This is a genomic window from Mesorhizobium qingshengii (assembly GCF_027563465.1).
GTDB lineage: Bacteria > Pseudomonadota > Alphaproteobacteria > Rhizobiales > Rhizobiaceae > Mesorhizobium > Mesorhizobium qingshengii_A.
Genome location: NZ_JAPFQA010000031.1, coordinates 1 through 13,492, shown reverse-complemented (window position 1 = coordinate 13,492; position 13,492 = coordinate 1). Strand labels below are relative to the sequence as shown.

At 63.1% G+C, this 13,492-nt stretch carries 14 protein-coding genes and 1 pseudogene; 8 read left to right on the top strand and 7 right to left on the bottom strand.

Annotation, left to right across the window (positions count from 1 at the left end; all coding sequences use genetic code 11):
* Window positions 1–32: 32 nt before the first annotated feature.
* The 3 genes from OOJ09_RS30850 to OOJ09_RS30840 are packed head-to-tail and all read right to left on the bottom strand — an operon-like array spanning window position 33 to window position 2,069.
* A complete protein-coding gene (locus OOJ09_RS30850) occupies window positions 33–764 on the bottom strand; it encodes an amino acid ABC transporter ATP-binding protein (protein ID WP_269908832.1) in 732 nt (243 codons plus the stop codon).
* Entirely contained in the window at window positions 751–1,401 is a 651-nt protein-coding gene (locus tag OOJ09_RS30845; protein ID WP_269908831.1) for an amino acid ABC transporter permease, read from the bottom strand. The genes OOJ09_RS30850 and OOJ09_RS30845 overlap by 14 nt, the downstream gene beginning before the upstream one ends.
* Window positions 1,398–2,069, bottom strand: a complete 672-nt coding sequence (locus tag OOJ09_RS30840; RefSeq protein ID WP_269908830.1) for an amino acid ABC transporter permease — start codon at window positions 2,067–2,069, stop codon at window positions 1,398–1,400. Before OOJ09_RS30840 ends, OOJ09_RS30845 begins: the two co-directional genes overlap by 4 nt.
* A 122-nt stretch (window positions 2,070–2,191) precedes the next feature.
* Between OOJ09_RS30840 and OOJ09_RS30835 the strand changes: the two genes are divergently transcribed.
* A complete protein-coding gene (locus tag OOJ09_RS30835) occupies window positions 2,192–2,953 on the top strand; it encodes an IclR family transcriptional regulator (RefSeq protein WP_269908829.1) in 762 nt (253 codons plus the stop codon).
* 6 nt (window positions 2,954–2,959) lie between these two features.
* On the opposite strand, the gene OOJ09_RS30830 is transcribed toward OOJ09_RS30835, so the two are convergent.
* Window positions 2,960–4,117: a M24 family metallopeptidase gene (locus OOJ09_RS30830; RefSeq protein WP_269908828.1), complete on the bottom strand. Its 1,158-nt coding sequence runs from the start codon at window positions 4,115–4,117 to the stop codon at window positions 2,960–2,962.
* Window positions 4,117–5,316, bottom strand: coding sequence for a RidA family protein (locus tag OOJ09_RS30825; protein WP_269908827.1), 1,200 nt, complete (start codon window positions 5,314–5,316; stop codon window positions 4,117–4,119). Before OOJ09_RS30825 ends, OOJ09_RS30830 begins: the two co-directional genes overlap by 1 nt.
* A 125-nt stretch (window positions 5,317–5,441) precedes the next feature.
* Here OOJ09_RS30825 and OOJ09_RS30820 point away from each other — a divergent pair, with 125 nt between their 5' ends.
* Window positions 5,442–6,047 carry a TetR/AcrR family transcriptional regulator gene (locus tag OOJ09_RS30820; RefSeq protein ID WP_269908826.1) on the top strand — a complete coding sequence of 202 codons (606 nt, stop codon included), beginning with the start codon at window positions 5,442–5,444 and terminating at the stop codon, window positions 6,045–6,047.
* A 142-nt stretch (window positions 6,048–6,189) separates the two neighbouring features.
* Window positions 6,190–6,486: a hypothetical protein gene (locus OOJ09_RS30815; RefSeq protein WP_269908825.1), complete on the top strand. Its 297-nt coding sequence runs from the start codon at window positions 6,190–6,192 to the stop codon at window positions 6,484–6,486.
* 685 nt (window positions 6,487–7,171) lie between these two features.
* Here OOJ09_RS30815 and OOJ09_RS30810 read toward each other — a convergent pair.
* Window positions 7,172–7,648, bottom strand: a pseudogene (locus OOJ09_RS30810) (Hsp20 family protein).
* Window positions 7,649–8,041: 393 nt separating this feature from the next.
* Window positions 8,042–8,299, bottom strand: coding sequence for a hypothetical protein (locus OOJ09_RS30805; protein WP_269908824.1), 258 nt, complete (start codon window positions 8,297–8,299; stop codon window positions 8,042–8,044).
* Between OOJ09_RS30805 and OOJ09_RS30800 the strand changes: the two genes are divergently transcribed.
* The 5 genes from OOJ09_RS30800 to htpG all read left to right on the top strand — a co-directional run bounded on the left by OOJ09_RS30800 (window position 8,279) and on the right by htpG (window position 13,263).
* Window positions 8,279–8,593, top strand: a complete 315-nt coding sequence (locus OOJ09_RS30800; protein ID WP_269908823.1) for a co-chaperone GroES — start codon at window positions 8,279–8,281, stop codon at window positions 8,591–8,593. The genes OOJ09_RS30805 and OOJ09_RS30800 overlap by 21 nt on opposite strands.
* A gap of 59 nt (window positions 8,594–8,652) precedes the next feature.
* A complete protein-coding gene (gene groL, locus OOJ09_RS30795) occupies window positions 8,653–10,284 on the top strand; it encodes a chaperonin GroEL (protein ID WP_269908822.1) in 1,632 nt (543 codons plus the stop codon).
* Window positions 10,285–10,351: 67 nt separating this feature from the next.
* Window positions 10,352–10,576: a hypothetical protein gene (locus OOJ09_RS30790; RefSeq protein WP_269908821.1), complete on the top strand. Its 225-nt coding sequence runs from the start codon at window positions 10,352–10,354 to the stop codon at window positions 10,574–10,576.
* A 431-nt stretch (window positions 10,577–11,007) separates the two neighbouring features.
* Complete coding sequence (locus tag OOJ09_RS30785; RefSeq protein ID WP_269908820.1) at window positions 11,008–11,313, top strand: DUF982 domain-containing protein; 306 nt, start codon at window positions 11,008–11,010, stop codon at window positions 11,311–11,313.
* A gap of 60 nt (window positions 11,314–11,373) precedes the next feature.
* A complete protein-coding gene (gene htpG, locus OOJ09_RS30780; RefSeq protein WP_269908819.1) occupies window positions 11,374–13,263 on the top strand; it encodes a molecular chaperone HtpG in 1,890 nt (629 codons plus the stop codon).
* The last annotated feature ends 229 nt before the right edge of the window (window positions 13,264–13,492 follow it).

Genomic DNA, 13,492 nt, shown 5'->3' with positions numbered 1-13,492 from the left:
ACTTCCCCTTTTTCTGGTTGGACTTTCTTTTCTTAGTGAAGGACGGCGTTCAGGAAGCTCCTGAGTTCGGCCGTACGAGGCTCGAGCAAGGTCTCACGCGCTGGCCCGTCCTCATGGATGCGGCCCTCGTGCATGAAGATCACGCGGTCGGCTACGTTCTTGGCAAAGTTCATCTCGTGGGTGACGAGCATCATGGTCATGCCTTCGCTGGCGACACCCTCGAGCACGCGCAGCACCTCGCCCACCAGTTCGGGGTCGAGCGCCGACGTGATCTCGTCGAACAGCATCAGGGTCGGCTGCATGGCCAGCGAGCGGGCAATCGCCACGCGCTGCTGCTGGCCGCCCGACAATTCGTCGGGATAGGCATGCAGCTTGTCGGCGAGGCCCACCTTGGTCACCACGGCGCGGGCGACTTCGCGGGCGGCTGAGGTGTCGAGCTTGCGCACCAGCTTGAGCGCCAGCATGATGTTGCGCTCGACATTGAGATGCGGGAACAGATTGTAGCTTTGGAACACCATGCCGGCGCGCTGGCGCAGAAGGTTGAGGTCGGCCTTGGGCGCGGTGACGTCGATGCCGTCGACGACGATGCGGCCGGCCTGCACCTTCTCCAGCCCATTGATGCAGCGCAGCATGGTCGACTTGCCCGAGCCCGAGCGGCCGATGACGGCGACGATCTCGCCCTTCTCCAGGGTGAGCGAGATGCCCTTCAGCACCTCCACGGCGCCGAACCGCTTGCGGATGTCGACGAGCTCAACGAGCGACATGAAGTCTCCTTTCCAGCATGTGGGCGAGCTGGGAGAGGGAAAAGCAGATGACGAAATAAATGACGGCGGCGGTGAGGTAGACCGGCAGCGGGGCGAAGGTCGCGCCGCTGATGATCTGGCTGGCCCGCGTCAGTTCGACAAAGCCGATCAACGCTGTCAGTGAGGTGTTCTTGACCAGTTGGACCAGAAAGCCGACCGTCGGTGCGATGGAGATACGGATCGCCTGCGGCAGCACGACATGGCCCAGCCGCTGCGCATAGGTGAGGCCAAGGGCGGCACCCGCCTCCCATTGGCGCTGCGAAACCGATTGCAGGCTGCCGCGCCAGATCTCGCCGAAGAAGGCCGAAGCGTAGATCGACAAGGACAGCGCCGCCGCTGTCCAGGCATCGACCGAAAGACCGACAAGCGGCAGGCCGAAAAAGAAGACGAAGAGCTGGCCGAGCAGCGGCGTGCCCTGGATCAGGTTGATCCAGGCGATGGCCAGCCAGCTGAGCGGTCGAAACGGGATGACCCGCAGCACGGCCACGACAATGCCCAGAAGTCCGCCCCCGACAGTCGCGGTAAGTGCCAGCAGCAGCGTCCAGCGTGCCGCCTCGATAAGGTAGATGATGTCGGCGCCGGCGAATTCGCGGATCATCGGCGCGGCCTCCTGACGAAGACCACCCAGTAGACGCCGGCGAAGAAGGCGCGGAAGCCCAGCGTGAGAACGAGATAGGAAATGGTGATCAGCGTGTAGGTCTCGAAGGAGCGGTAGGTGCGCGAATCGATGAAGGCGGCCTGGTGGAACAGCTCGGTGGCGCCGATCGAGGAAACGACGCTGGTGGTCAGCATGATCAGCACGAACTGGCTGGCGAGCGCCGGGTAGATGGTCTTGACCGCCTGGAACAGCACGACATGGCGAAAGGTCTGGCCGGCCGTGAGGCCCAGCGAGCGGCCGGCCTCGATCTGGCTCTGGCGCACGGATTCGAAGCCGGCGCGCAGGATTTCGGCACCATAGGCGCCCATGTTGATCGAGAGCGCTATGAGGGCGGCTGTGTTGGCGCCCAGCCTGATGCCGATCGAGGGCAGGCCGAAGAAGACGATGAACAGCTGCACCAGAAGCGGCGTGTTGCGCAGCGCCTCGACATAGATTCGGGCGAAAGCGCGCAGCGGCATCAGCGGGCTGATCGAAGCCATGGCGACGATCAGGCCGATGGCGAGACCGCAGAGCATGGTGATGACCGAGAACTGCAAGGTGAGGAGCACGCCTTGCACGATCTCCGGCACATAGCGCAACAGGATATCAAATTTAAAATTATAGCTCATGGATGCAGGGCATTCCCTATGCAACCACGCGCAGATCGCTATTTTTCGCGCGGATTTGCTAGACATTACGCTAACGTCGCTTCATATGTGACGTCAAGCGTCATCTATGAAACGGATGCAGAATGACGGATGACAAGCTCAACTACAGTGCGCCGGCCCTGGAAAAGGGCCTGGATATCCTCGAATTGCTGGCCAATGCGGGCCAGACCATGGGCACGCGCCAGATCGCCGAGGAACTGGGGCGGTCGAAAAACGAGATCTTCCGCATGGTCCATGTGCTGCTGGCGCGCGGCTACATCCAGCGTGACGAGAGCGGCGAGGGGCTGATGCTGTCGAACAAGCTGTTCGGGCTCGGCATGCAGACGGCGCGCGCCCGCGACCTGGTCAGCACGGCAGCCCCCATCGTCGAGCGCTTCGCCGAGGAAGTGCACCAGGCGGCGCATCTGGTCGTCGCGCATCGCGGCGAAACGGTCATCATTGCCGCGGCATCAGGCGGCGCGGACATGAATTTTTCGCTCAAGCTCGGCTATCGCCGGCCGCTGGCGGACGCCCATTCCGGGCTCGTGCTGATGGCGTTCCAGCCCAAGCCGGTGCGCGACCGCATGATCGCCGAATGCCTGATGCTGATGCGCGAGCCGCCGGACCCGACGACGCTTGGCGCCGAGCTCGACGCCGTGCGCGAGCGCGGTGCCATCATCCACGAGAGCCGCGACATCATCGGCGTGACCGACGTAGTCTGCCCGATCATCGCCGGCGACGGGCGCGCGGTGGCCTGCGTGACGGTGGCGGCGGTCAGTAGGCGTAGTGCCGCGCCCAATTTCGAGGCCATGCTGGCGCGGCTGAAGCTCGCCTGCGCCGAGATCGCGCATGAGCTGGGCGGGTAAGACGGCTCAACCCGCAACGATGATGTCGCGCGGTGTTTTCGTCAGGACCTCGGCGCCGGTCGCCGTCACCAGCACATTGTCGATGATGCGGGCGCCCAGTCCCTCGGCGCCGATGAAGACCGGCGGCTCGATGGTGACCACCATGCCGGCCTTCAGCACATGCGGGCTGCCGCCGATCATGTGCAGCGGCTCGGCCCAGCTCGGCGGAAAGCCCGGCCCCAGCGCATAGCCCGATGTGTGGACACGGTAGGGTTCGAGCCCGGCCTCGCCAAGGACGGCGCGGGCCGCCTCGTGCGGCACGGCTGCCGGCACGCCGTCGCGGATCGCAGCGATCATGGCGTCGCTGGCGCGCAGCACGATGTCATGCAGCTCGGCCATGCGCGGCGTCGGCTTTCCAAGCGCGAAATTACGGCCGATGGTGGCGGTGTAGCGGTTGAAGGTCGCGCCGAATTCAATGTTGCCGAAATCGCCCTCGCGCAACAGACGCGCGGTCGGCGCGCCATGGCTGTAGGCCGAGCGCGGACCGGAGACGAGGTTGATCGGGCTGGCGGCGATGCCGCTGCCATTGCGCAGCAAGGTGTCGTAGATGCCGCCGGCCAACGCCAGTTCCGATTGACCTGCCGCCAGCTCGCCGACGAAACGGGCCATGCCGAGGTCGGCACGGGCTGCCGCACGCCTGATGTAGCCAATCTCCGCCGGCGACTTCACCAGCTTCAGTCCGGCGATCAATTCGGTCGTCTCGGTGACAAGGGCATCGCCGATGATGGCGCGAAGGCCAAGATAGTGATGCGGATGAAGATAATAGGCGGGCACTTCCAGGCCGACGCGCCTGCCCAACACGCCATGACGCCCCGCCACGCCGGCAAAAGCGGCGATCGGATCCTCGTTCTCGCCGCCGCCGAAGCCATGCACCTCACCGGCGGCCGAGTCCGTCTCGAATTCGTGCACCTCGCCCTGGCGTGTCAGCACGACGAGCGGCTCGTCGCGCGCGCCAACCAGCAGGCACTGGAATTCCTGGTAGCTCTTGGCGTCGCTGCCGGTCAGCCAATGGATGGAGGCGGGGTGGACGGCGACCAGCCAGTCGAGGTCCCGCGCGGCCATGGCGGCACGGACGTGCACCAGCCGTGCCGCGAATTCGGCGGCGGTGAAATCGTGTTTCGACATCAGTCCCGCGTCACCGCCATCGCCTCGATCTCGACCAGCAGGTTCTCGAAGGCGAAGCCGGCGACGCGGATCGCGGTCACTGCCGGACCGGGCAGCGGATAGAATTCGCGCTGCACGCGCGCGATCACCGCGCGGATCGCGTCGATCTCGGCCCAGCTGCCTTCGGCGTGGTAGTAGATATAGAGCTTGGCGACGTCGCTCTCGTCGAGCCCGCCTTCGGCCAACGTGCGGCGGATGAACTCGAAGACGTTGCGGGTCTGCGTTTCCATGTCGTCGCCGACGGCCTGAGCCTTGCTGTCGGCCGAGATCTGGCCGCCGATGAAGGCGAGCCTGCCGATCTTCCAGCCTTGCGTGAACTGGGTGTTGGGGATGCTCCAGTCCCAGTGGTTGGCCGGCTGAAGCCGCTGCTTGTCCTCGCCGAGCATGCCGATGCCCTCGACCTGGATCAGTTCGTCGGGATTGCCCATGCCCTGGATGCGCAGGCCGGCACCCGCTGCCGAGGGCACGGACATGTAGCGGCGACGCACATTGGTCATCTTCTCCCAATAGTCGGTGACTTCGCGGCCTTCGCCGAAGAAGCGGAAATAGGTGTTCTGGCGCATCAGGCTGTTGCGGTCGCCGCCACCCTGCCGCAGCATCGTGTCGAGGTTGCGGAAGGCCTCTTCAGTCTGCACCTCAATGTCGCCGCGGCCGAGCACCTTGCCCTCGGCGTCGAGCGGCCGCTGGCCGCCGATGAACAGCATGTCGGCGACCTTCCACCCTTGCACGAAGGGCAGTTTCTTGCGCCAGCGCCAATGGCCGGGCGGGTCGAGCAGCTCGCGCTTGCCGCCGGTCACCACCCAGGCGTCGACCATCAGCCGCGCGCCCTCGCTGTCGAGACCGCAGCGGATTTCGGTGCTGGTCGGGCCGGGCGCGGTGAAATAGCCGGTGCGCACGGAATCGAGCTCGTCGAGGAAGGCGCCGACGACATCGGCCTCGCAACTGAAATAGATGTTGTGCTTGACCACATCGGCCATTGTGGCGCCGGCCTGGGCGAGAAGCGCCGCCAGCCGCTCGAAGATGACGCGCGCTTGGCCGGCAATGCCGGGGGCGACAATGTTGCCGTTTGCGTCCGTCGCCATCAGGCCGCCGACGAAGATCAGATTGCCCGCACGCACGGCCTGTGGGGCCGCGCCATCGGCATCCGTGAAACTCTGCATCTGCACCGGCCGTTCTCCTCCTTTGTTTTTAGACTTACTTACCTGCAAGTCAGTCCTTGGTCAAATGCCTGGGGATGCCATGAGCTTCGGCGTCCAAGTCGCGCGGATTTGGCTATGATGCCGGCATGGATGAGACGGATACGAGGCAGGCGATCAAGGATACGGCGCTGGAGCTGCTGGTGCGCCACGGCTATCGCGGCACAAGCTTCGGCGACATCTCGACGGCGCTCGGAACAACACGCGCCAATATCCACTATCATTTCGGCAACAAGCAGGCCTTGGTCGGCGAGGTGCTGCGCGACTACATGCAGGCGACGCTGAGCGCCTTGCGCGCTGTGTGGTCGCATGAGGAGTCGAGCCTCGCCGAGCAGGTTGAGGCGATGATCGCCTACAGCCGCGCCCGCTTCCGGCACTTCAACCCAGCCGGCACAGAAGGGCGCAACTGGAGCCTGATTTCGAGGCTGCGGCAGGATGCCGATCTGCTGGGGGACGATGGCCGGCGGATGCTCAACCACTTTGGCATTGAGCTCTTGGCACTGTTCACCGAGGCGTTTTCATCGGCCGGCAGGCGCGGCGAGCTTGCACCCAATGTGGTGGCCGCCGATGCGGCGCTGCTGCTCGCGGCGATCGCCGATAACGCTGCCCCGATCACTCTCGCCGAAGGCGGTTTTGAAGCGCTCGAAGAGACCTATCGCAGCCTGACGCGGATCATCAAGTCCAGCGCCGAGTGACATGCAGTCAATCGACTAACCCCGCAGCGCATCTGCAATTTGGCGGGGCTGGCAGCAGCCTGACTTGTGAACCAGACAAAGACATAATAATGCGCATGCAGCCCGGGCGGCGTGAATGCCGCCCTTTTGCTTGGGGATCTTGATGAAGAAGCTTTTGATTGCCGTTGCCTTGCTCGCCGCGGCACCGGCGCTGGCCGGCATCACCGACAACTCCTACATCAAGAAGGCGGGCATGCTCATGGCGGCCGGGTATCTGTGCAAGTTCGAGAACGCCGACATGATGACGTATTTTCTGATCAAGGCGATAAATGAGACAGGCGTGTCCAAGGAGGTCGCCGTCAACGCCGCCACAACCTACGCCTATCAGGTGCATGATCACATAAAGACCGTGGGCCAGAAGAACAGGTTCTGCCGGAATGTTTACAATAACGATTTCTAAGGCGGCTCGAATCCGTCGCGGCCAATAGCGCGGGAGCAGATGGAACGCGGCTCATGCAGACTTCGTCGGAAAGGGCGCCTCGCAGGTCGCGTCCGACTTGCCGCGGCATGCCGGTTCACCAAGTCTTTCGGCCAAACCAGCCGGGGGCTGCCCTCCATCCCCCCGGCTAGACTATTTCTAAACCAGCGCCGGTTCGGCCCAAGCCATTGACCCACCGCCCCCACTTTTCAGGGGCGGGGTGGCATAGGCGGGCACTGGCGGCGGATCATCGTCGTCATCCCTTCGACCGCGAGGCAACCAGGAAGTCCATCTGTTCTTAAGCCGCCGGTCAAAATGAGGGCGGCTAACCAGTTTCTCCTGCCCGCCGTCGAGAGCCTTCAAGGCCCTCATGATTTCATCCAAAGTGACGACAGATCCGTCATCCAGTTGGCGGAGTATCGGCACTCCGGGGATGGCACGCGCATCCGACGCCCAAGAGGCAAGCAGTGCGCGCTTCTCGGCAAGACTTATGCTTTGGTCGCGCAGGACATCTTCAGGGTGTGCGTATGTTTGCGACAAGCTCCACGAACCTAGGCTTCCGGCTGGGGTTTGTAAAAATATTTCAGATCCGGTTGTCATCTCCGTTCTCCGCAATCAGGTGCCTCCCGGCTGTGCCGGGAGGCGAGACCGCAGACTGATTCTTCTATCAGGCCACCTTCAGCTTCCTATCGGTATCCTGGCTAATCCGCTTTGTCGGTGAAGTCTGTTTCTCGGCCGACGTGCCAATGCCAATGCGGCGGGGTTTCAATTCTTCCGGGATGTCGCGGACCAGGTCCACCGCCAGCAGGCCGTTCTCCAAGGTGGCGTTGGCGACCTTCACATAGTCTGCCAGCCTGAAGATCTGCTTGAAATTACGAGTCGCCATGCCGCGATGGAGAATCTGCCAGTCGGTTTCGGTGGGTTGTTTGTTGCCTACCACAATCAACTCCGGACCGTGCTAGGTAAGCTCAATCTCCTCGGGGCTGAAGCCGGCGATAGCCATCGTAATGCGATAGTCGTTTTCGCCTGTCTTCTCGATATTGTAAGGCGGCCAATCCGATCGCACGCCGTTGTCAAGCATGTCGAAGAGACGATCGAAGCCGACCGTCGTGCGATAGAGTGGGGTATAATCAAAGCTTCTCATAGCCATATCCTCCGTTGAAGCAACATGGGTTACAAGCAGCATCGCGGCGCCACCGCGACGCCCGTTTCGTCGAGCCTAAGCCTCGACGGCAAACGATCTGGGAATGACAAAAGGCCAGTTCAAGCGGGGCCACCAGATTTTTTGTCTCATCCGGGCGAGGGGTCGGGAGGGTAGCCTCAGTGGATTGCAATGATGCCATCTACGACGCTCCACTCCGATGGCTTGAGAGCCGACAACGCGAACGGAATGCAGCCTGTCCTCAACGTCAGCCTCCAATGGCGTAGAAATCCCATCAGCTCGGGACTGGCCGGCGCAGGCAGGCGGTCAAGCGAAAGGTCGTATGTTTCGGAGGCAGGAAGGGGAATGATCGAATTTGTTGGATCGCATGGGAAATCAAGCGAGGAAATCTCGTTCCCCGACAAAATAGCTGCATGATAACAGGCGGTTGGCACTCTTGTGCGGTAAGTGCCAAAAATTTTGCGCCAGCCTCTTGAAACCGAAAAAAACCAAAACTAGCTCGATATGCGCGTGCGACGCCTGATCAAGGGTCGCAGCGTTCCGCACCGGTTCGATATTGCCGGTCCGGTGCGGAGGAACCGCAAAAATCTGTTTGTCCACGAGGAGAACGACATGGCGTTCCGTCCATTGCATGACCGTATCCTGGTCCGCCGCATCCAAGCCGAGGAGAAGACCTCCGGCGGCATCATTATTCCCGACACCGCCAAGGAGAAACCGCAGGAAGGCGAAGTGCTCGCCGTCGGTCCCGGCGCGCGAGACGACAGCGGCAAGCTCACGCCGCTCGACGTCAAGCTCGGCGACCGCATCCTGTTCGGCAAATGGTCCGGCACCGAGATCAAGATCGGCGGCGAGGACCTGCTCATCATGAAGGAAAGCGACGTGATGGGCGTGATCGAGCAGGCCGCGCAGGTGAAGAAGGCCGCCTGACGGCTTCTTCGAAATCCAACCAGTCAACGAATGCTGCCTAGACGAGGAGTGATGATCCAATGGCTGCCAAAGAAGTGAAATTCCATACTGAAGCCCGTGAGAAGATGCTGCGCGGCGTCGACATCCTTGCCAATGCGGTGAAGGTGACGCTCGGGCCCAAGGGCCGCAATGTCGTCATCGACAAGTCGTTCGGCGCGCCGCGGATCACCAAGGACGGCGTCACCGTCGCCAAGGAGATCGAGCTCGAGGACAAGTTCGAGAACATGGGGGCGCAGATGGTGCGCGAGGTTGCTTCCAAGACCAACGACATCGCCGGCGACGGCACCACGACTGCGACCGTGCTGGCCCAGGCGATCGTCAAGGAAGGTGCGAAAGCCGTCGCCTCGGGGATGAACCCGATGGACCTGAAGCGCGGCATCGACAAGGCGGTCGACGCTGTCGTCGCCGAGCTCAAGGCCAATGCCCGCAAGGTGACGAGGAACGACGAGATCGCACAGGTTGGCACTATCTCGGCCAATGGCGACGCCGAGATCGGCCGCTTTCTCGCCGAGGCGATGGAAAAGGTCGGCAATGAGGGCGTCATTACGGTCGAGGAAGCTAAGACCGCCGAGACCGAGCTCGAAGTCGTCGAAGGCATGCAGTTCGACCGCGGCTATCTCTCGCCCTATTTCATCACCAACCAGGACAAGATGCGCGTCGAGCTGGAAGAGCCCTATGTACTGATCCACGAGAAGAAACTTTCGAACCTGCAGGCGCTGCTTCCGGTGCTGGAAGCCGTTGTGCAGTCCAGCAAGCCGCTGCTGATCATCGCCGAGGATGTCGAGGGCGAGGCGCTCGCCACGCTGGTCGTCAACAAGCTGCGTGGCGGGCTGCGGGTTGCGGCGGTCAAGGCGCCGGGCTTCGGGGATCGACGGAAGGCCATGCTGGAGGACATTGCCGTGCTCACCGGCGGCACCGCCATTTCGGAAGATCTCGGGATCAAGCTGGAGAATGTGACGCTGCAGATGCTTGGCCGCGCCAAGAAGGTGGTGATCGAGAAGGAAAACACCACCATCGTCGACGGGGTCGGTCGCAAGGAAGAGATCCAGGGCCGCGTTGCGCAAATCAAGGCGCAGATCGAGGAGACCACCTCGGACTATGACCGCGAAAAGCTGCAGGAGCGCTTGGCCAAGCTCACCGGCGGCGTCGCGGTCATCCGGGTAGGCGGCTCGACCGAGGTCGAGGTCAAGGAGCGCAAGGACCGCGTCGACGATGCCCTGCATGCCACGAGGGCGGCAGTCGAGGAGGGCGTGCTGCCCGGTGGCGGTGTCGCTCTGCTGAGGGCCGCCAAGGCGCTTGACACCGTGCAAACCGACAATGCCGACCAGAAGACCGGCATCGAGATCGTGCGTCGCGCGATCGAAACACCGGTTCGCCAGATCGCCGAGAATGCCGGTGCCGAGGGCTCGATCATCGTCGGCAAGCTGCGTGAGACGAGCGAGTTTGGCTGGGGCTGGAACGCCCAGACCAACGAATTCGGTGATCTCTATGGTCAGGGCGTGATCGACCCGGCCAAGGTGGTGCGCACGGCTCTTCAGGATGCGGCATCCGTTGCCGGTCTGCTGGTGACCACCGAGGCGATGGTGGCCGAGAAGCCAAAGAAGGAACCCGCGGTTCCGGCCATGCCTGCCGGCGCCGGCATGGACTTCTGAGGTCTCGACCAGTCCGCCCGCTCCCCTCGGTGGGAGCGGGTGTCAATTGAAAGAGATGGAGGCAAACATGGATGCAAAGGCTGGCTTGCGGCCCTTGCCAGCGCCGACACATGAGGCAAAGGAGTTCATGGCCTACGAAGGCGAATGCCGTAGCGTGCTGATGCCGCTGCTGACAGAGCTGCTCGAGAGGGCCGTAGCCGCTGGCTGGAACCGGCGCACGGTGGCGTCAACACTGATGTTCCTCTGCGCCCAGCAGGTATCGGCGGCCTCCGAGGCATCCCCTGGTGGCTGAACCGCGAACACTGTTCGACGATCCATTGCCATGTGAAGGAAGAAATTGTTTTGGAGGTGGAGACATGATCACGGGCCGGTTGCGTGAATGCCTGAAAATTCTGAGATGGGAGTCGGACGACCTCGCGGCCGAACTTGGCCGTCCGCGAGGCGAGATCGCTGCATGGCTCGACGGCCGCAGCCCGGCGCCGCTTGCCGTTGCCGCCTGGCTCGAGGCACTGGGGAAGGCGCACAGGGCGCTGCCAGCGCCGGGCCGAAGCGTTCCGGCGCTGCAGCCTGCCAGGCTCGAGCCGGACGCGATCGGCATCACTTACCCAGCGGCTCAGTTTTCAGTGCAACGAATTCACTCCCATTCACCCTATCCGCGGCGGGCCGCGCTCTCTGATGCGCGATCCGGTCCAGGTCCTGCACAACCGAAAGGAGGCACAAGTCATGAATCACAGGCAGTTTGAAGAGCCGGTAACCCTGCTGGTCGGAATGGGTTTTCCGGCGAGGATCGAGAGCGTGGTGGAAGCCTATGCCCTGCTTCAGGATTGGCCGGCCTGCAGCCGCAACGGCGCCCATGCCGTCGCACTCAACGCTTGCAAAGCCGGCATCGCCGGCGAGATCGACCCGGAAACCGTCCGCGCAACCCTGGTTGCCTTCGCCCGTCGCCAGGATATCCTCGTTCCGGACATGGTTTCGCTGGCGCCTGCGGCCTTGTCTGGCGGCGCTTCGAGGACAAACAACACCGTCTGAACGATTGATCATCCGACGCGACCTCGTGCGGAGACCATGCTGAAAACACAGGAACGTGAGATGACGACAGACACGAAGGCGAAAGAAACCAGGGCGTTCGAGGCGGATGTTTCGCGGCTGCTGCACATGATGGTGCACTCGGTCTATTCCGATAAGGACGTCTTCCTGCGCGAGCTGATTTCCAACGCCGCCGACGCTTGCGAGAAGCTGCGCTTCGAAGCGGTCAGCCGGCCCGAATTGCTGGCCGACGACCCGAAGCCGCGGATCACCGTTTCCGCCGATCCCGATAACAAGGAAATCACCGTCGAAGACAACGGCATCGGCATGAGCCGTGACGATATGGCCGAAGCATTGGGCACGATCGCGCGCTCGGGCACGCGCGCCTTCGTCGAACGCGTCGGCGTAGGCGGCACGACCGAAGACACGCAGTTCATCGGCCAGTTCGGCGTCGGCTTTTATTCCGCCTTCATGGTGGCCGAACGCGTCGATGTCATCAGCCGCCTGGCGGGAAGCGAGGAGGCCTGGCGCTGGTCGTCCGACGGCAAGGGTTCCTATGAGATCGCGCCAGCCCCACTTGAAGCAGCTCCCAGGCGCGGCACCCGCGTGGTGCTGCATCTGATGGACGACGCCGTCCCCTGCACCGGCTCTTACCGGCTCGAGCAACTGGCCAAGTCGCAGTCGGGCCATGTGCCGGTGCCGATCACGCTCGTCGAAAAACCCGGCGCCGAGGCGCGCGACATCGCCGATGGCACGGCACTCTGGGTGCGGCCGAAGAGCGAGATCAAGCCCGAGGAATACACCGATTTCTACCGTAGCGTCGCCGGCCAGTATGACGAGCCGGCCGCCACCATCCATTTCCGCGCCGAGGGAAGGCAGGAATACTCCGTGCTCGCCTTCGTGCCTGGTTCGCGTCCGTTCGATCTGTTCGACCAGGACCGCAAGGGCCGCATGAAACTCTATGTGCGCCGCGTCTTCATCACCGACGATGCCGACCTTCTGCCGCGCTATCTGCGCTTCGTGCGCGGGCTGGTCGATTCCGCCGACCTGCCGCTCAATGTCTCGCGCGAGATGATCCAGGAGAGCCCTCTGCTGGCCTCCATCCGCAAGGGCCTGACCAACCGCGTGCTGGGCGACCTCGCCAAGCTGGCGGAGAACGAGGCCGAGGCCTTTGCCAAGATCTGGGAGAATTTCGGCGTTGTCCTCAAGGAAGGGCTCTACGAGGATTACGAGCGGCGCGAGCAACTGCTGCAGCTCGCCCGGTTCCACTCGACCACATCAGGTGAAGGCTGGCGGGGCCTGGCCGGTTATGTCGCGGCGATGAAGGAAGGCCAGAAGGCGATCTTCTTCATGGCCGGCGACGACCGCGCCCGGCTCGAAGCCTCGCCCCAGCTCGAAGGCTTCAGGGCGCGCGGCATCGAAGTGCTGCTGCTCACCGACCCTGTCGACAGCTTCTGGGTGACGATGGCGCCGCACTTCGAGGACAAGCCGTTCAAATCAATCACGCAAGGCGCGGCCGAGCTGGCGGATATCCCGCTGCTTGACGTTGCCAAGAAGCCCGACACGGCTGCGACGCCGGAAATTGACGGCTTCCTGGCTTTCGTCAAATCGACGCTGGGCGACGCCGTGTCGGATGTGAAAGCCTCCGACAGGCTGACGGAAAGCGCGGTCTGCCTGGTCGCGCCAGAGCATGGTCACGACCGGCAGTTCGAGCGGCTGCTCAATGCCGCCGGCCGCCTCGACAAGGCCGCCAAGCCGATCCTCGAGATCAACCCAAGGCATGAGCGCGTGCTGGCGCTTGCCAGCCTGGGCGACGACGAGCAGGCCTTCAAGGATGATGCGGCCCATCTTCTCTACGACGAGGCCCGCGTGCTCGACGGCGACAAGCCAGCGGACGCCAGGGCGTTTTCGCAGCGTCTGGCGCGGCTGATCGCGCGCGGCCTGGCCAAGTGATAGTCGCTCCCTTCATAACGGGCCCTTCCAGACCGTTGCGGCGATCGACCGATTTGGGTTACGCTTTCCCCCCTGGTGCCTAAAACACCTGGTTGACTGGTCGGATATCCGGGTCATCTCGCCGTGGAAGGCGCGCCTAGCGCCATTGAATCGTTGCTCGCAGTCTGCGTAACCACGATCCCATTCTGAGGGGACTAAGACGGACCAAAGATGAAGTGGTTCTCCAGAA

What these genes read in the sequence shown, in the direction of transcription:
- OOJ09_RS30830 (WP_269908828.1), bottom strand. Translation starts at nt 4,117, where the DNA reads ATGTCGAAACACGATTTCACCGCCGCCGAATTCGCGGCACGGCTGGTG.
- groL (WP_269908822.1), top strand. Translation starts at nt 8,653, where the DNA reads ATGGCTGCCAAAGAAGTGAAATTCCATACTGAAGCCCGTGAGAAGATG.
- OOJ09_RS30790 (WP_269908821.1), top strand. Translation starts at nt 10,352, where the DNA reads ATGGATGCAAAGGCTGGCTTGCGGCCCTTGCCAGCGCCGACACATGAG.
- OOJ09_RS30800 (WP_269908823.1), top strand. Translation starts at nt 8,279, where the DNA reads ATGGCGTTCCGTCCATTGCATGACCGTATCCTGGTCCGCCGCATCCAA.
- OOJ09_RS30835 (WP_269908829.1), top strand. Translation starts at nt 2,192, where the DNA reads ATGACGGATGACAAGCTCAACTACAGTGCGCCGGCCCTGGAAAAGGGC.
- OOJ09_RS30815 (WP_269908825.1), top strand. Translation starts at nt 6,190, where the DNA reads ATGAAGAAGCTTTTGATTGCCGTTGCCTTGCTCGCCGCGGCACCGGCG.
- OOJ09_RS30785 (WP_269908820.1), top strand. Translation starts at nt 11,008, where the DNA reads ATGAATCACAGGCAGTTTGAAGAGCCGGTAACCCTGCTGGTCGGAATG.
- OOJ09_RS30850 (WP_269908832.1), bottom strand. Translation starts at nt 764, where the DNA reads ATGTCGCTCGTTGAGCTCGTCGACATCCGCAAGCGGTTCGGCGCCGTG.
- OOJ09_RS30820 (WP_269908826.1), top strand. Translation starts at nt 5,442, where the DNA reads ATGGATGAGACGGATACGAGGCAGGCGATCAAGGATACGGCGCTGGAG.
- OOJ09_RS30825 (WP_269908827.1), bottom strand. Translation starts at nt 5,316, where the DNA reads ATGCAGAGTTTCACGGATGCCGATGGCGCGGCCCCACAGGCCGTGCGT.
- htpG (WP_269908819.1), top strand. Translation starts at nt 11,374, where the DNA reads ATGACGACAGACACGAAGGCGAAAGAAACCAGGGCGTTCGAGGCGGAT.
- OOJ09_RS30840 (WP_269908830.1), bottom strand. Translation starts at nt 2,069, where the DNA reads ATGAGCTATAATTTTAAATTTGATATCCTGTTGCGCTATGTGCCGGAG.
- OOJ09_RS30805 (WP_269908824.1), bottom strand. Translation starts at nt 8,299, where the DNA reads ATGCAATGGACGGAACGCCATGTCGTTCTCCTCGTGGACAAACAGATT.
- OOJ09_RS30845 (WP_269908831.1), bottom strand. Translation starts at nt 1,401, where the DNA reads ATGATCCGCGAATTCGCCGGCGCCGACATCATCTACCTTATCGAGGCG.